Annotated in this window: 14 protein-coding genes and 2 pseudogenes; 10 read left to right on the top strand and 6 right to left on the bottom strand. The window is 44.8% G+C overall.

The window, feature by feature from the left end; all coding sequences use genetic code 11:
• Positions 1 to 206 precede the first annotated feature (206 nt).
• The 3 genes and pseudogenes from tnpA to COP04_RS11890 form a co-directional block, all read right to left on the bottom strand.
• The gene (gene tnpA / locus COP04_RS11900; RefSeq protein ID WP_100488223.1) at positions 207 to 638 is read right to left on the bottom strand and encodes an IS200/IS605 family transposase; all 432 of its coding nucleotides are present in this window, start codon (positions 636 to 638) and stop codon (positions 207 to 209) included.
• 151 nt (positions 639 to 789) lie between these two features.
• Positions 790 to 1,266 (bottom strand): DUF5680 domain-containing protein, encoded by a 477-nt coding sequence (locus tag COP04_RS11895; protein ID WP_100488222.1) that lies wholly within the window; start codon positions 1,264 to 1,266, stop codon positions 790 to 792.
• A 76-nt stretch (positions 1,267 to 1,342) separates the two neighbouring features.
• Positions 1,343 to 1,462: pseudogene (locus COP04_RS11890) on the bottom strand (IS1595 family transposase); the annotation flags it as partial.
• A 607-nt stretch (positions 1,463 to 2,069) separates the two neighbouring features.
• Here COP04_RS11890 and COP04_RS11885 point away from each other — a divergent pair.
• The 4 genes from COP04_RS11885 to COP04_RS11870 all read left to right on the top strand — a co-directional run bounded on the left by COP04_RS11885 (position 2,070) and on the right by COP04_RS11870 (position 6,632).
• Complete coding sequence (locus COP04_RS11885) at positions 2,070 to 2,840, top strand: (Fe-S)-binding protein (protein WP_193437414.1); 771 nt, start codon at positions 2,070 to 2,072, stop codon at positions 2,838 to 2,840.
• Positions 2,806 to 4,266, top strand: coding sequence for a LutB/LldF family L-lactate oxidation iron-sulfur protein (locus tag COP04_RS11880; protein WP_100488220.1), 1,461 nt, complete (start codon positions 2,806 to 2,808; stop codon positions 4,264 to 4,266). The genes COP04_RS11885 and COP04_RS11880 overlap by 35 nt, the downstream gene beginning before the upstream one ends.
• Positions 4,263 to 4,961, top strand: coding sequence for a LutC/YkgG family protein (locus COP04_RS11875; RefSeq protein WP_100489658.1), 699 nt, complete (start codon positions 4,263 to 4,265; stop codon positions 4,959 to 4,961). The genes COP04_RS11880 and COP04_RS11875 overlap by 4 nt, the downstream gene beginning before the upstream one ends.
• 240 nt (positions 4,962 to 5,201) lie before the next feature.
• On the top strand, positions 5,202 to 6,632 hold the full coding sequence (locus COP04_RS11870; RefSeq protein ID WP_100488125.1) for a transposase: 1,431 nt from the start codon (positions 5,202 to 5,204) through the stop codon (positions 6,630 to 6,632).
• 148 nt (positions 6,633 to 6,780) lie between these two features.
• Here COP04_RS11870 and COP04_RS11865 read toward each other — a convergent pair whose 3' ends face one another.
• Together COP04_RS11865 and proB are read right to left on the bottom strand one after the other, a co-directional pair.
• On the bottom strand, positions 6,781 to 8,046 hold the full coding sequence (locus tag COP04_RS11865) for a glutamate-5-semialdehyde dehydrogenase (RefSeq protein ID WP_100488219.1): 1,266 nt from the start codon (positions 8,044 to 8,046) through the stop codon (positions 6,781 to 6,783).
• Positions 8,043 to 9,284: pseudogene (gene proB / locus COP04_RS11860) on the bottom strand (glutamate 5-kinase). Before proB ends, COP04_RS11865 begins: the two are co-directional and overlap by 4 nt.
• A gap of 441 nt (positions 9,285 to 9,725) precedes the next feature.
• Between proB and COP04_RS11850 the strand changes: the two are divergent.
• The 4 genes from COP04_RS11850 (at position 9,726) to COP04_RS11835 (ending at position 12,557) form a co-directional block, all read left to right on the top strand.
• Positions 9,726 to 10,307, top strand: coding sequence for a thioredoxin family protein (locus COP04_RS11850; protein WP_100488216.1), 582 nt, complete (start codon positions 9,726 to 9,728; stop codon positions 10,305 to 10,307).
• Positions 10,308 to 10,528: 221 nt separating this feature from the next.
• Positions 10,529 to 11,719: a MalY/PatB family protein gene (locus tag COP04_RS11845; RefSeq protein ID WP_100488215.1), complete on the top strand. Its 1,191-nt coding sequence runs from the start codon at positions 10,529 to 10,531 to the stop codon at positions 11,717 to 11,719.
• Between the two features lie 113 nt (positions 11,720 to 11,832).
• Positions 11,833 to 12,276: a hypothetical protein gene (locus COP04_RS11840; protein ID WP_100488214.1), complete on the top strand. Its 444-nt coding sequence runs from the start codon at positions 11,833 to 11,835 to the stop codon at positions 12,274 to 12,276.
• Positions 12,264 to 12,557: a YxcD family protein gene (locus tag COP04_RS11835; protein ID WP_100488213.1), complete on the top strand. Its 294-nt coding sequence runs from the start codon at positions 12,264 to 12,266 to the stop codon at positions 12,555 to 12,557. Before COP04_RS11840 ends, COP04_RS11835 begins: the two co-directional genes overlap by 13 nt.
• Positions 12,558 to 12,613: 56 nt before the next feature.
• Here COP04_RS11835 and COP04_RS11830 read toward each other — a convergent pair whose 3' ends face one another.
• The gene (locus COP04_RS11830) at positions 12,614 to 13,678 is read right to left on the bottom strand and encodes an ATP-binding protein (protein ID WP_100488212.1); all 1,065 of its coding nucleotides are present in this window, start codon (positions 13,676 to 13,678) and stop codon (positions 12,614 to 12,616) included.
• Positions 13,679 to 13,898: 220 nt separating this feature from the next.
• Between COP04_RS11830 and COP04_RS11825 the strand changes: the two genes are divergently transcribed.
• Both COP04_RS11825 and feoB read left to right on the top strand, forming a co-directional pair.
• Positions 13,899 to 14,126 (top strand): FeoA family protein, encoded by a 228-nt coding sequence (locus COP04_RS11825; RefSeq protein WP_100488211.1) that lies wholly within the window; start codon positions 13,899 to 13,901, stop codon positions 14,124 to 14,126.
• 2 nt (positions 14,127 to 14,128) lie between these two features.
• Positions 14,129 to 16,126: a ferrous iron transport protein B gene (gene feoB / locus COP04_RS11820; protein ID WP_100488210.1), complete on the top strand. Its 1,998-nt coding sequence runs from the start codon at positions 14,129 to 14,131 to the stop codon at positions 16,124 to 16,126.
• Positions 16,127 to 16,445: the final 319 nt, after the last annotated feature.

The following is a 16,445-nucleotide window of genomic DNA, read 5'->3' as shown; positions in this document are numbered from 1 at the left end:
GAGTAGAGTAGGTCACTGTCAGGCGAATATAGTTTAAAAGGCATTACCCGAAAACGGGTAATGCCTTTTGTTTTTTATTTTTTTCTAAACAATCATCTGCTAAAGCAGGTGGATCCAGACATAAATGTCTGCGACTTAAAGTCACCGCTCAATATCGAAGTCTTCTGAAGCGCTTGTGCTCATAGCACACTGAATGCCGGCTGAACTCAGTCATCAATCTTGAAAATATCGTCTCTGATTTTATTGGACTGGTTGGCAATATAATCTCGAATGATTTCTTCCGTCACGTTGCCGGCCGTCGCACAGAAATACCCTCTGGACCATAGATGTTGCCCCCAATACCGTTTCTTCAGTTCGGGAAACTCATCCTGAAGCAGTCTGGATGAGCGCCCTTTTAGGTATTGGAGAATCTTACTCGGGGCCAGACTCGGCGGGCAGGCAATCAGCAAATGGATATGCTCCTTGCCTACACTCCCCTGCAGAATTGTGACGTCTCTAGCCTCACATCCCTGCCGGATCAGTTCACGCAACCGAATTGCTACCTGACCCCGCAGCACCTGACACCGGTATTTAGTCGCCCAGACCACGTGATACTTGATATCATAGACCGCATGACCGCTTTTCTGATAGCCGTCCATACTTTTCACCTCTTTTGAAAAGTATGGACATGAAAAGATAAGGTTAAAAGCGGATACCGTCTAAAGACAGTGGGTTTAGCCCTTGCTTTTGGAAACTAAAATGTTGTTTTAGAATGGCTCTTTTCGTAAGTGTTGTTGCTAACAGGAGGGGTTATCGAACGATCCCACCGTTATACCGCAATCTATAAACCTTTTGACCGTTCATAAGAATGATTTCCTTACCGAAAAAGCAGTCAAGAGTGCCTTCATACTCATTGTCAAAAATGAAATTACCCGATCCAAAATGGTGTGGACCACGATATATTGAATTTGTATCAACTAACCTTAACGCTTCTCGAAAGAAACTATAAATTGGAGCAATAATATCCCAGTCTGCGTTCGAAATGATGACACCGCCTGAATAGACCATCGACCAGATTGGACAATTCTCAAATTCAACCGTTTCTTGTCCAACAAAGAAAGCCGAACCAAAGTAAATATCCCGATAAAAGTAATCACCACTGCGGTATTCGAGTTGTTTTGAACCATTTAATAAAGGTTGAAATGATGCCTCATCATCTTGGGACGCATATGTGTTTCTTTTGGCTTCCACAATGAAATTGGTGAGCTGTTCATGATTAACAGACATATGAAACCCTCCATTACGATGCACTTCTAATAATTTATGCAGAGGTGAAATCTGCTTTCTTACAGGCATCTAAAACCATTCCGCTTAAGAAACGGAACCATAATAGGCAGTTGTCCATGTACTTTGTAGTAACTCCATTGAACCGCTCCATCCACTTTTTTCAACGCTGATGATATACGTTAACGTGCTGGATATGACGGTGTCGTGAGGAAAAGTTGTCAGGCAGTTTGAACACTCGTTGAACGCGCTCAGGTACGTTATGCGGCATGTCCCGTCATATCCGGCTGATTACAGTACTACAATAAAGAGAGCAAGGCGACAGTGAGGAAGCCGTACATGGCAGGGCAGAGCCACAAGTGATTTTAGGAGTATGTAGTGAAGATCCGGAAACGAGATGTACGATGCAACTGATGTAGAAAGTTGTTGATTTATGAGGACGTCAGCGTTTACTGAACATGCCAGAAGATCAGATGATCGATCAGACAAAACGTATATACGGCGAGAACCAATGTTCATCAATTAATTTCTGAAACTATTCAGCTCATATCCATAGCCTTATCGAAAATTCGTGAATGATGGCTTGATATAGATTAAACTTATAATCAATATTACTAATAAATAAGTCATTAATATAGCAATAGGGGTTGAACTTTTTTTAAATATGTATAAAATGTGATAATTGAAAGGATAAATTGTTACGTATGCCTGCTGAGCTTAAAAAAATCAGCATTTTTTGTTTATTTACACGATAAAAAATGCGGCAGGCACAAACGAAAAGATAGATTGGAAAGAGGATGAACAGTTTGAAAGTATCATTGTTTACAACATGTCTTGGTGAACTGTTTTATGTTGATGTGCTTAAGGACGTCACAGAAGTCCTCGAGAGACTGGGGTGTGATGTTGATGTACCTGAAGGCCAGGTTTGCTGCGGCCAACCCGCATATAACAGTGGGTATGCAAAAGATACAAAAGGTCCGGCCAAGCAGATGATCAGAGCTTTTGAGCATTCCGATTATATTGTCTGTCCCTCCGGTTCATGTGCTGCAATGTTCCATGAATACCCTGATTTTTTCGCGGATAATTCGGAGTGGCATGAAAAAGCCATGGCGATTGCAAAGAAAACATATGAGTTTACGCAATTTATTGTTAATGTTCTTGGCGTGGAAGATGTTGGTGCCGAATACCATGCGAGGGCTACGCTGCATACTTCCTGTCATATGACCAGACTTCTTGGAGAAAGAGAATCGCATTATAAACTGCTGAACCATGTCAAAGGACTGGAACTGGTTAAGTTGCCAAATAATTACGATTGCTGCGGTTTCGGGGGTACTTTCTCCGTCAAAATGTCTCCAATCTCTGAACAGATGGTGGACGAGAAAATCCGTCACATTGAAGAAACAAAAGCAGATGTTCTGGTTGGGGCTGATGCAAGCTGCCTGATGAATATCGGAGGCCGTATGAGCAGGTTAGGCAAAAACATTAAGGTGTTACATATTGCCCAGATCCTGAACAGTCACCAGAAGGAGGGGGGAGCTAGCAATGTCAATGAAAGTAGGAAATCAACCATTCTTTGAAGGTGTGGATGAGGCCATTCACAACTCTTTCATGGTCAACGCTGTATCTTCAGCCCAGGACGGCCTCCGCGACAAAAAATTAAGAGCGACGGTAGGAGATGAAACGCTGGGTGACTGGGAAAACTGGCGGAATGCCGGTGAAGAAATCCGATCATTTACACTGAATCACTTAGACTATTATCTGAAGCAGCTGAGCGACAATTTCTCGGCACGTGGTGGTCATGTTTATTTTGCTCAGACTGCCGAAGAGGCCCGCGACTACATAAAAAAAGTTGTGAGAGATAAAAAGGCCAAGAATATTGTCAAGGCAAAATCGATGGTTACAGAAGAAATCAGCCTGAACGAGGCGCTTGAAGAAGAAGGGTGCAACGTCCTAGAAACAGATCTTGCCGAATTTATCTTGCAGGTAGATAAAGACAGGCCATCTCATATCGTAGTCCCCTCAGTGCATAAAAACAGGCAGCAGGTTCGTGATTCATTTAAAAAGCTCGGTTATACTGGTAGCGATGATCCAAAAGAGCTGGCTGGTTTTGCGAGAAAAACTTTGCGCAGCCAATTTCTTAAGGCTGATGTCGGGATTACCGGCTGTAATTTTGCGGTTGCGGACACGGGAAGTATTTGTCTTGTAACCAATGAAGGCAATGCCAATATGGTAACAACCTTTCCAGAAACACAAATTACTGTTATGGGTATGGAGAGGCTGGTTCCAAGCTGGAAAGAGCTGGACATACTGGTTACTCTTCTCTGCCGAAGTTCCGTAGGACAGCGTCTGACGACCTATGTCACGGATATAACTCCGGGAGGACAATTAGACACTGTCGACAGTCCAAAAGACTTTCATCTGGTCATTGTTGATGCAGGCCGTTCCAATGCGTTGGGGACAGAATTTCAGCCTGCGCTGCATTGCATTCGCTGCGCAGCCTGCCTGAATGTATGTCCGGTTTATCGCCATATTGGCGGCCATGCCTATGGATCGATTTATCCCGGCCCGATCGGTGCCGTGCTGTCTCCGATTTTAGGCGGCTATAAAGAATACGGGAAACTGCCTTATGCATCCAGCCTTTGTGCAGCCTGTACGGAAGCCTGTCCGGTGAAGATTCCGCTTCACCAGCTGCTGATCAAGCATCGCAGGAAATATGTTGAAGGCGGAGGAAACCCGCCGGTGGGTGAGAAGATTGCGATGAAGGGGTTTGGCATTGGGGCTAGTTCCCCTTTTATGTTCAAAGTCGGAATGAAGACGGCACCTATCCTTTTGAAGCCGCTTGTCGACAACGGAGCGATAGAAAAAGGACCCGGCCCGATGAGGCCGTGGACACATGGACGTGATCTTCCCGCGCCCAGCAGTGAGAATTTCAGAGCATGGTTTAAAAAACATAAAGAAGTTGAAAGCGAGAACAAGACCAAAGAAACGAGTGAATGGCAATGAGTGGTACTATTGAGAATCGCGAAGCATTTCTTGAAAAAATTGCACATAAGTTAAACCATAAAAGTGGTGATCCGGTTGAAACTCCGGAATGGATCAATCAACCGCAATGGGCAGTCTATCAAGGTACTTCTACGAATCAACTTGTTAACGTCATGAAAAAAGCCTGTGAGTCCGTTCATACGAAAGTTTTTGAAACAGATGCTGGTAATCTGGCCGATGTGCTTGACCACGCGATCACAGAATATGGCGGGGCACCTGTTATTGCAACAAAAGATCAGCGCTTTTCTGAGTTTGGCCTGGTCGATGTACTTCATAAAAATAGTGTTTCTATTTGGGATACGGCTGAAGGCCACAAGAATATCGAACGTGCCGCCCAAGCAAACATTGGCCTTTCAATCTGCGACGTCATGCTTGCAGAATCGGCGACGGCCGGGCTTTTCAATGATAAGGATAAGGCCAGAAGTGTCAGCCTTTTGCCGATCACTTCAATCGTCATCGTTCCACAAAGCCTGATTGTTCCTCGGCTTACACAGGCTATGCAAATGGTGGAACAAAAAGTTACTGAGGGCAGTGAGTTTTCTCATTACATCAATTTCATTTCCGGACCAAGTAACAGTGCGGATATAGAGATGCGGCTTGTAGTCGGTGTGCACGGACCTGTGAAAGTGGCCTATGTTGTCGTTCATGATCTTTAATCTGTCAATCGAAAATAAAAAAGACCGGGAATTTCAGAGGCTACTGAAAAAGTCACGCTTTCTAAATTAATGACGGTTTTCATCAATATCTGGAGAGTGAAAAGTTCTGTGTAAATAAACAAAAGGATAACCCCTAAATGGGATTTTATGGTATCCTCTCTTTACCACAAGCGAGGAGAAAAATCACCTAGGGTTATCGTGTTTCTAGTTTACCCTGTCTCAGTGTGATTGACTAGGGCCATGTTAAAATATATTGATTCCGTACTTCTGTTGTTCCGTTCCCGTTTCCATAGATTCGCTGCGTTTCAATGGTTTGTTGTGATTATCACCGGTCTGATGATTCGTTCCGACTGTCTCGGTGTCACCTCTGTGATTCGTGACTTAGCGCTTCATCCGAAGGGGTATGAATCCATGATTCATTTTTTCCGTTCCTCCGCCTGGTCTCTGGATGAGCTGCGTCACCAGTGGTTGCGTGTTGTTCTCAAGGTTGCACCGCTCAGACGGGAGGGTGAAGCGGTCATTCTTGTTGGGGACGGCGTTAAACAGGCGAAAGAAGCACGCTTCATGCCCGGTGTGAAGAAACTGTATCAGGAATCCGAGGATGTGTCCAAGTCTGCCTTCATCTTTGGGCATCTCTGGGGATCCGTTGGCCTTCTCATTGGAGACGCCGGAAAAACGTTTTGTCTGCCACTCTCTCTTCGTCTTCATGATGGTATTCAGACGATTCACCAGTGGGAAAATGACGGTGAAGCACAGGGCTCCCATGTCGTGCAGATGATTGATCAAGGATTTTCAGCCGCTCGAGTGTTGGGGCGCGCGTTGTTTTTACTCGATCGCTATTTCTTGTCCGTGCCTGCCCTCCGTCGTTTGAATCAGCGGAATCAGGAAGAGCGCACGCGATTGGATCTGGTCACCAAAGCCAAAACTTCCTGTGTGGCTTATGAACATCCCGTTCAAACTGGAGGCCGGGGACGTCCACGAAAGAAAGGAACCCGTCTCAAAGTGAACACGTTGTTTGACACGCAAGCGAATCAATTCCAGGCCACCCGCCTGTCGCTGTACGACAAAGAAGAGAGGATATCCTATCTCTGTCGGGATCTGCTTTGGGGTCAGGGACTGTATCAAGACCTGCGCTTTGTGCTCGTGGTCATGGGTGGACGACGATCCATTCTGGTCAGTACGGATCCATCCCTGGAACCGGAGACCATCATCCGACTATACGCACGTCGCTTCACCACGGAAACGACTTTTCGCGCGCTGAAACAGTCACTCGGTGCTTTTACCTATCATTTTTGGAGTCGGTCAATGCCCAAATTGAACCGTTATCGCAAATCGGATGAAGCCGAACCGTTGGATCAAGTGACCGAAGAAAACGTGCAAAAACGAATTTGTCAAACCGTCAAAGCCATCGAAGGTTTTATGATGTGCAGTTGCATCGCAATGGGCCTACTTCAAATGATTGCGTTGCGCAAGGAAAACAAACGACAAAACAAAGCTTTTCGTTTTTTACGGACACCGTCCAAGAGAGCAGCCTCAGAGGCAACGATTATGGCCTATTTACGTCAGACGATTTTTCAACGGTTTGCACAAAATCAGCATTTAACCATAACGCAAATAATTCAAGAAAAGCAGGAAACACCTGAGGTACATGACGAGTTACTGATTTCTTAGTGGTTTAAAACTTTTGACTGTCCAGATCAATATGTAGAAAATAAAAGAGCAAAGCATCTACTGTATACAGATGTCTGCTCCTTTTTCTTACCATCATAGGTTTTTCAGTGGCCTTGGAATTTTACCAGTCTGTTTTTTTTCACAGCATTCATCGACGGGTCTGTCCCGTACCTTCCACTAAATATTTAATACTAGTTAAAGCTTCAAGTCCCATTGGCCCTCTGGCGTGAAGTTTTTGCGTGCTGATGCCGATCTCCGCACCAAACCCGAAAGCTTCACCGTCAGTAAAACGCGTAGACGCATTGTGGTAAAGTGTGGATGCATCAACATATTGAAAGAAGCGATGAACATGGGCAGCCGTCTCTGAAATAATTGATTCTGAATGTTTTGTACCATAATGGTTGATGTGACGAATCGCTTCATCAACGTCTTTAACAATTTTTATTGCGATAACTTTGTCGAGATATTCTGTCCGCCAGTCTTCTTCCGTGGCAACCGGCAGATCCGGGTACAAGTTAGCAACCATCGGGTCAATGCGGCATGCCACGTCTGCCGACAAAAGTGAGCGAATCAGTTGATCCCCATGGAGAATAAACCATTCTTCATCAACAATGACCGTTTCGATGGCATTACATACAGAAGGGCGCTGGGTTTTGGCATTCAGGGCAATCTTGATAGCCATTTTCGGATTTGCTGTCCGGTCAATAAAAAGATGGCAGTTCCCTGCGCCTGTTTCAATAACTGGAATACTTGCTTCTCTGACAACAGTTTGAATCAAACGCTTGCTTCCGCGCGGGATCAGCACGTCGATCAACTCATTCAGCTTAAAAAAATGGCTTGCCGTTTCGTGGCTGACATCCTCCAATAGCTGCACGCTTTCGGAAGGAAGTTCAGTTTTCTCGAGTGCGTGGCGGATAACTGAGACAAGTGTCCTGTTCGATTCAATCGCAGATCCACTTCCCCGCAGAAAAACAGCGTTGCCGGTTTTCAGGCAAAGACCGGTGGCATCTATGGTCACATTGGGACGGGCTTCATAAATCATGCCAACAACACCAAGCGGGACACGGACCTTGTGTATGTGAAGTCCATTTGGCCGATCCCATTCGTTCAGGCGGTCGCCAATCGGGTCGTGCAGACCCGCCAGATCGGCCAGTGCATCGGTCATGGCATGAATCCGTTCATTAGTCAGCGTCAGTCTGTCAATCAGAGCGTCCGAAGTCCCCTTGCTTTTAGCTGCTTCTACGTCACGCCTATTAGCTGCCATAATTTCTGTGACATTTTGCCGCAATGCATCCGATAGCGCAAGAAGAGCGAATGTCTTTTGCTCAGACGTGGCGACAGCGAGTGTTCTGGACGCTTCCTTTGCTTTCTGACCTTTTTGGAGCAGTTCATTATAGTCAAGAATCTGGTTCATGATTTTCTCTCCTTTTCAGATATAATGGGCTGAATCTGAGCGGTCCAGGGAACCCAATTATCCCGGTGAACGACCTCGGGATGATCGCCGTTCGCTCTGCTCATTGCCATGCTGCTTGGCAAGCTTTTGATTTCATTCAGCTGTTGCGAGGAATAGTTTACCTGACCTTTTCCGAGGACATGATGGTTTCTGTCGATAATCTGAATCACTTCCCCGGCTAAAAAACGGCCGATTATTTTTTTTACTCCTGCAGGCAGAAGGCTCTTTCCGTCATCCATTAACGCATGAACAGCACCGTCGTCGATTTCAATTTTTCCTGAAATCGGTGAATGCAGCGCGATCCACTGTTTGGTAACTTTCAAAGATGGTTTGAGATCAGCGGATCCGATGTATGTCCCGTCACCGTCACCGTCAATCATTTTCAGTAGCTTTTCCGGGCCGGTTCCTTTGCCGATAAAAGTTCTGACACCCAGTGACAGGGCAGTTCTCGCTGCACGCAGTTTTGATCTCATGCCGCCTGTACCTACCTTGGATCCGGAAACGCTGCTTATTTCATTCAAAAATTCATCAGGCAGTTCATCTAGCTGATTATAACGTTTCGCGTCCGGATAGAGGACTGGGTTCCTGTCGTATAACCCGTTGACATCAGTAAGAATAGCTAAAAAATCAGCGTGAACCAGGCCGCTAACCAGCGCGGACAGCATGTCATTATCACCGAACGTTAACTCCGCAAGTGAGACAGAATCATTCTCATTAATGATCGGAATTACTGATCGCCTGAGCAGTTCGGAAAGCGCTGAGTAAGCGTGGCTCATCTGTTCACGGCGTTCAAAATCCTGACGTGCCAGAAGCAGCTGTGCGACCGTCAGCCCGTGCCTGCCGAAAGCATTAGCGTAATTGTTCAGCAGCATCACCTGCCCGACAGCTGCCGCTGCCTGTTTTCCCGCAATTGTAACGGGACGGGAAGGATAACCGAGACCGCAATATCCTGCCGCGACTGCACCGGAAGACACAATGATGACTTCGTGCCCCGTTTCTTTCAGCCTGGCACTGGCATCAGTGTGATCTTTCAGCTTGATTTAGTTTNCACCGGAAGACACAATGATGACTTCGTGCCCCGTTTCTTTCAGCCTGGCAATGGCATCAGTGTGATCTTTCAGCTTCGACTGATTTAGTTTTCCGTGAGCATCTGTGAGTGAGCTGCTGCCGATTTTTACGACGATCCGTTTTGTTTCCATGGCTGGTTTCCTCTCATATCGTGAAAAAAAGCCTCTTCGCGTCCTGAATAAAAGGACGGGAAGAGGTTTCACCCGCGGTACCACCTTTGTTAGCATGCTATCTAAGCCACGCTCTCTCGGCACTTCGTAACGTGAAGCAGGCGGCCCGGTTGTGAGCCGGAGCAGCTCAAGGGTAGGTTCAACAGGAAGGATGCGGCGGTTTCTTTCAGCCGGGGGATACCGCTCTCTATCGCATTTCACTGCTTACTAATCCCTATCAACGCACTGTATAATTAATTAATATTATATTCATCGTTGCAAAGAGAGTCAAGATATTGTGCTTGTTTTTCAAAAATTAAGCAGCGTTATGAATCCATTCGATAAGCGAAGTCTAATTTTTTACCATTCCTGATAGTGATGTTAAAATGAGCAGTGTGAAGTTCAATCAGGGAGGTTTTCAAATTGGCATTTACATTGCAGATAGGAGAAAAAGCACCTGCATTTTCATTACTTGCGACTGATGGTAAAACATACTCATTGTCTGATTTCTCAGAAGTAAAAACTTTGGTGGTTTTTTTTACATGCAATCATTGTCCTTTTGTGCTCGGTTCAAATTCTGTTACTAAGAAAGTCGCTGAAAATTATCAGGATAAGGGAGTAAAGTTTGTTGCCATCAACTCGAATAGTGAACACACACATCCCGGGGATTCATTTGAGCATATGATTGAACAGATGAATCAGAAAAAATATCCGTGGCTATATTTGCGTGATCAGTTCCAGGAGGCTGCAAAAGCTTACGGTGCGCTGAGGACACCGCACTTCTTTGTTTTTGATGAAGAGCGCAAGCTGGTCTATACCGGCAGGGAACTGGATAATCCGAGACAGCCTGAAAAAGCAACGGTAAATGATCTTGACAATGCGCTTGCTGAAATAACAGGCGGCAAAATTGTCACGACACAATTAACGAATCCGATCGGCTGCAATGTCAAATGGGAAGGTAAAGATGAACACTGGATGCCCGGTGAGGCATGCGATCTGGTCTGATCTTTTTCCATGGCAAGCTGATAAAAACAGTCCGCTCATTTGTGTGGAATGAGCGGACTGCTTTTATTTATCTTTTAAAATCCACGATTTAGCGGGGAGGTTACACATTTTGAAACAGAAGAAATATAAAGAAAAAGAAGCAGACCCTAAGCGATGAATCATGTGCACGCGATGAAAAATCTCCGGAAACTTTCTCTTAATGAAAGGGGAAAATAAAAAAAGTGACGGAAAAATACAATTTTGATCAAGTTATTGACCGCTATGGAACAGCCTCAGTGAAATGGGATGAAGCAGATCGACTGTACGGCGGCAAGGATTTGCTTCCCATGTGGGTCGCCGACATGGATTTTCAGGTGCCTGAAGCAATTACTGCTGCGCTTGCAAATCGAATCAGGCAAGGTATTTATGGCTATACCTACCGGGCGGACAGTTATTTGTCCGCTGTCCAGAAGTGGATGCAAGTCAGGCACAACTGGTCTATTGAAAAGGAGTGGCTTTGCCACAGTCCAGGTGTGGTTACAGCGTTAAATCTGATTGTGGATGGCTTTACAGAACCGGGGGATAAAATACTGATTCAGCCGCCGGTTTATCCTCCGTTCCGCAAGTCGGCTCAGAATCAGGGACGAAAATTGGTCACGAATCCATTGGTTTATCATGGTGGTAAATACACAATTGATTTTAATGATATTGAGCGGAAACTGTCAGATCCGTCAGTGAAGATGATGATTCTTTGCTCCCCGCATAATCCGGTCGGCCGTGTCTGGTCACGATGGGAACTGCAGCAAGTAGCCGACCTGACGAAGAAATATGGTGTACTTGTCGTTTCTGATGAAATTCATGGCGATTTGGTTTTTGAAGAGTATCAACATATTCCCTTTGCCAGTCTGTCGGAGGAAGCTGCCGGCCATTCGATTGTCTGCACGGCGCCGAGCAAAACTTTCAACCTCGCAGGTCTGCAGGTTTCCAATATTATTATTCCTGATCCTGATTTAAGAAAAATATATCTCAATCAATTGAATCGTTTCAGTTTGAGTGAACCGAATACACTGGGCATGGTTGCTGCCGAGTCAGCCTACCTAAAGGGCGGAGAATGGCTTGATCAGTGTCTTAAATATATCACGGAGAACGAAAACTATATTAAAGAATATCTGCACAGCAACCTGCCGAAACTTTTTATGGTTCCGTTAGAAGGCACGTACCTTGGATGGATTGACTGCCGCAGACTTGGACTTGATAGACTGAGTCTTCAGAAACTGCTGATTCAAAAAGCACACATTGCTTTTAACCAGGGATATACTTTTGGAAAGGAGGGTGAAGGATTTATCCGTATAAACCTTGCCTGCCCGCGACCGCTTCTTGAAGAAGCGATGGCCAGGCTGAAAACAGCGCTCATAGAAGGAAAACGAAGCTAAATGACGTGTTAAGAAGAATTTTGCTGAAAGTCAGGAACTCTTTTTGAGTTTGTTCGTATAATCATTATCTCAATGAAAAGGGCGAATACCAACTCAATATGGAGGAAAATCGAATGATAAAAAAATTAATGACAGCTTTTCTTACGTTGACACTTATATTATCACCGGCAGGAGATTTTGTCTTTCACGAAAATCATCAGGCCAGTGCCAAGGGATTCCGCTCGGGGATTAAATCGTTCAGCCCAAATAGGGGAAGCGGTACTTTTTCTCTGTTTAAAAGCAAACAGCAGAAATCAAATCAAGGTTTTAGCAGTTTTGGTTCAGCAAAAAGGTTCACAAGCGGCGGATTTATGCGTGGGATGATTTTCGGAGGAATTTCCGGACTGTTGTTTGGGAGTTTGCTTTCTCATTTCGGTGGTTTTGGAATGATGGCCGGTCTGTTGATTAATATATTGGCGGTCATTGCAATTATCGCGCTGATACGATATCTGTTCGTCAGTGCAGCCGATCGTGCCCGCCGTAAAAAATCAGAGGAATCTGATCCATGGAAGAGGTAATTATTGCGGAACAGGATATTGTCAATGCCATTTGCCTGTTTATGTCCGATAAAAAAGAAATAGCCCCCGATGCAGTGAGGGTTGAGTTAATATATGATGACGATTATGGATTTTCAGCTGAGGTCTATGTGGATGGCAGGATGCAGGTGCTTGTTGAATCAAGTATCATTGAAGCCGTCCGTTTCTGGCTTGACACGGCGGTGCAGGTGGATCCATATGCGGCATCGCTCCGCCTGGAGCTTGATCCTCAGGAAGGTATAATCATGCTTTATCAGGCGTGACAGATACAGTATAGACACAGGAGAAAGTCCTCAGAACCCCAGAGACTTTCTCCTTTTTAGTTTCTTGTTACCCGCGGGAATGTTAAAAGGAAGGAAGTGCCTTCGTTTTTAGTACTTTTAACCGATATTTCCCCCTGGTGATTATGGACGATTGTGTAGGTGACCATTAATCCGAGGCCGGTCCCGGTGTCTTTAGTTGTGAAAAATGATTTTCCAAGGTTTTTGATCATCGATCCGGGAATTTCTTTTCCGACATTACGTATTTTAACGTATTCCGATGATTCGTCTGATGAAAGCGTAATTGTTACGGTGGCCCCGTCGTTCGACGCTTCAATCGCATTCTTAATCAAATTAATAAACACCTGTTTTAACTGGGTACCGTCACCGTTAACTAAATGTTCACTGTCCCCCGGTCTGAGTTCCAGACTCACTTGTTTTATCAAAGCCTGTGTTTCAAAGAGAACCACCGATTCATTGACCAGAACGGAAAGATCCTGGACCTCGAAATGTTGAGACTTTGGTTTTGTAAAATAAAGAAGCTCTCCGGCTATTTTTTCGATCTGTTCTACTTCATTAAGAATTATTTTAATATAGCTTCTGTTTACAACAGGATCTTTCTGCATCAATTGCAGAAATCCCTTAATGGATGTCAACGGGTTTTTGACCTCATGAAGGATGCCTGCTGATAATTTACCGATGACAGATAATTTTTCAGACTGTCTCAGGCTTTCTTCAATGGCGATCCGGTTACTGATATCATTAATCGTTAGCTGGACTAAGGACTGATCACTGGCATCGATCATGCTGATTGCCATTTCCACGGGTTTGATCTTGTTGTCAGCTGAACGAATCGATAAATCAATTAAATGATCGCTTAAATTATTGAAAAAGCAACGATGAATTTTAACTTGCAATCGAGATAATGCGTCTGCATCAAGAAATTGAGAGAAAGAGGTGCCGCAGAGTGACCGTTGCCTAGAATCCAAGAATAATTTTTCTGCTGGTTGATTGGCAAAAATGATCATTTGCTCTTGCAATATAATGACAGCCTCGGTCACATTGTTTAAAACTTTCTCATAATCAATCATTGTAACGTTGACAGATTTTCTGTTGCTGTCCATTTTTAGGCCTCCTGATAAAAATCATAGATTTTTTCACATAATTTGTAAACATTTATGAATAACTTAGCAAATATATTCGACCTTTTTTTCTCTCGCAGCGAAAAAAGAATTTATTGAGCGATTTCGGACGAATTGTCCGATAAATAAAGGATTGTCAAAAGCGGACGAATAATCTATAATTTAAATGAAAATAATTATCATTTAGCTTGGAGGATTCATCATGCAATTATCTGAATTAAAATCAGGCACGCATGCGATCATAGCTGATCTGTCCGGATTAGATCAGCTAATCCGGAGAAGGCTGATGGATTTTGGCATCACTGAGGGAGAATCTATCTGCTATAAATCGTCGATGCCGTTCGGCGGGCCGTGCATGTTTGAATCTTGCGGTGAATGTATCGGAATCCGACGTTCCGAAGCCGATGCCATTATCGTGGAGTGTGAGTAAGATTGGAACTTGCCCTTTTTGGGAATCCGAATACAGGAAAGACATCCTTATTTAACCTGCTGACGGGTTCGTATGCTTTTGTCGGAAACTGGACCGGCGTGACCGTAGAAAAAAAGATTGGTCAGCTGAAAAATAATCAGGGGACATTGGTTGATTTGCCCGGACTTTATGGCCTGTCTCCATTATCTAAGGATGAGTCCGTGGCAACAACATTTTTAATTAAGAACTCATTTTCAGCAATCATCAATATTGTTGATGCTTCCCAGCTCTCGAGAAATCTGCAGCTGACTATAGAATTGCTTGAATTCGGGAAACCGGCGATCATCGCTCTGAATATGGTTGATGTCGCGAAGCACCGCGGTATAAAGGTCGATGGTGATGAACTTTCAAGATTGCTGAAAGTACCGGTTCTTTCAATTGTTGCCAGAAGCGGGAGGGGAAGCCAGGCAGTATCGGAAGCCGCTGCTCAATTAAAAGACGGGGAAGGGTCTCGATTCAGCTTATTCTATGGAACCGATACTGAGAAAGCAATCAGTGCTTTGTCAGCCTTAATTCCCGGGGAAAAGTTTAATAAACGCTGGCTTGCCATTCAATATCTTGAGGGGAATCGGGTTGTCGTGGACTTATTCCACTCATTTGCAGATCCATTAAAAACAGAGGAAATTGCGGAAAGGCTGAATCACTCGCTGAACGCCGGCTCCCGGAATAAAACCGCTGAAGAATGGATTCATCAGACTAGAAAAAGGTTCATTGATCATATTCTCGCAAACGTTATTGATGAAAAGTCCGGGGATCAGTCTTCGTTTTCCACAAAGATCGATTTGCTGGTCACAAATCGATTCCTTGGCATCCCGCTTTTTCTAGGGATTATGTACCTGATTTTTCATGTAACTTTCAACTGGATTGGCAACCCGATATCCGGTTTGCTCGATGCTTTTTTCTCAGGACCGTTGACGAGCTGGACGCGAACCTGTCTTGAGTGGCTGGGAGTGGTTCCCGCTATTCGCGATGTCATTCTGAATGGAATCATTGCGGGAGTCGGTGGAGTCATCGTCTTTATTCCACAGATTTTTGTCCTTTTCTTTTTCATTTCCTGGATTGAGGATTCAGGATATATGGCCCGGGTGGCTCTTGTTATGGACCGTCTGATGCAGGCGGTTGGATTGAATGGTAAAGCATTTATTCCGCTTGTGATCGGATTCGGATGCAACATACCCGGTGTCATGGCCGCGCGCACCATTGAACAGCCAAAGGAAAGGCTGCTGACGGTTTTGATCTCGCCGCTCATGTCCTGTTCCGCTCGATTGACCGTATACAGTCTGTTTGCCGGCGTTTTTTTCGCCCGATACCAGGCGCTGGTGGTTTTATCACTCTATGTTTTAAGTATCGTTATGGCAATGATCATGGCAAAAATCTTTTCATCGTTTATGAAAAAGGAAAAATCTGTTTTTGTCATTGAAATGCCACCTTACCGGGTTCCGAATATGCGGACGATTTTCCGGAGCACATGGGATAAAGCCAAGGGATTTGTAAAAAAAGCCACGACCTTTATTCTTGGCGGCACTATCTTTGTCTGGCTGCTTTCTTATGCAGGACCCGGAGGCATGAACGTAGCTATCGACCGGAGTTTTCTTGCGCTTGCCTGCTCGGCAATTGCGCCTGTTGTCGGCCCGCTGGGATTCGGGACCTGGCAAGCTGCTTCGGCACTTGTGACAGGCTTTCTGGCAAAAGAGTCGGTGGTCTCAACGCTGGGAATTATTTATCATACATCAGGCGACGGATCGCTTACCGAATCGATCAGGCAGGCATTTACACCGCTTCAAGCGTACAGCTTTATGGTCTTTACGCTCCTGTATATTCCCTGCATGTCAACAGTTCCAGCCATTAAGCATGAAGTCGGGAATATGAAGCTGACCTTATTTACGATTGGATACTGTGTCACGCTTGCCTATCTGGTCTCATTCATTTTCTATCATGTCGGACTGCTGCTTGGATTCTGAAGCACTCTTTAAGAAAGTAGTGATGTAAAAATGGGTATTGCAATCAGCGTTATTCTGGGGTTGTTGATTTTTGGCTATGCGGCTTGGATGATGATAAAATTTTTTCAGACGAGCAGGAAGGGTAAGTGCGCGGCCTGCGCCATCAAAGAATCCTGCAGTCGGAGTGACTGCCGCTGCATTGATCAAAGCAAAGCTTCAGCAGCCCGGCCTGTTGTTTTCAAAACGTTCGACAAGTAAACGATTACCCTTAAGAAAATAAAAACGGGCGACCGTTTTTATTTTGGCTGGAAATTAAGTTATACTTTAAATGTTAATGATA

The sequence above is a fragment of the Sporolactobacillus pectinivorans genome, from assembly GCF_002802965.1.
Taxonomy (GTDB): domain Bacteria; phylum Bacillota; class Bacilli; order Bacillales; family Sporolactobacillaceae; genus Sporolactobacillus; species Sporolactobacillus pectinivorans.
Note: the sequence above shows the minus strand (reverse complement) of the source record. Positions and strands in the feature narration are given on the sequence as shown.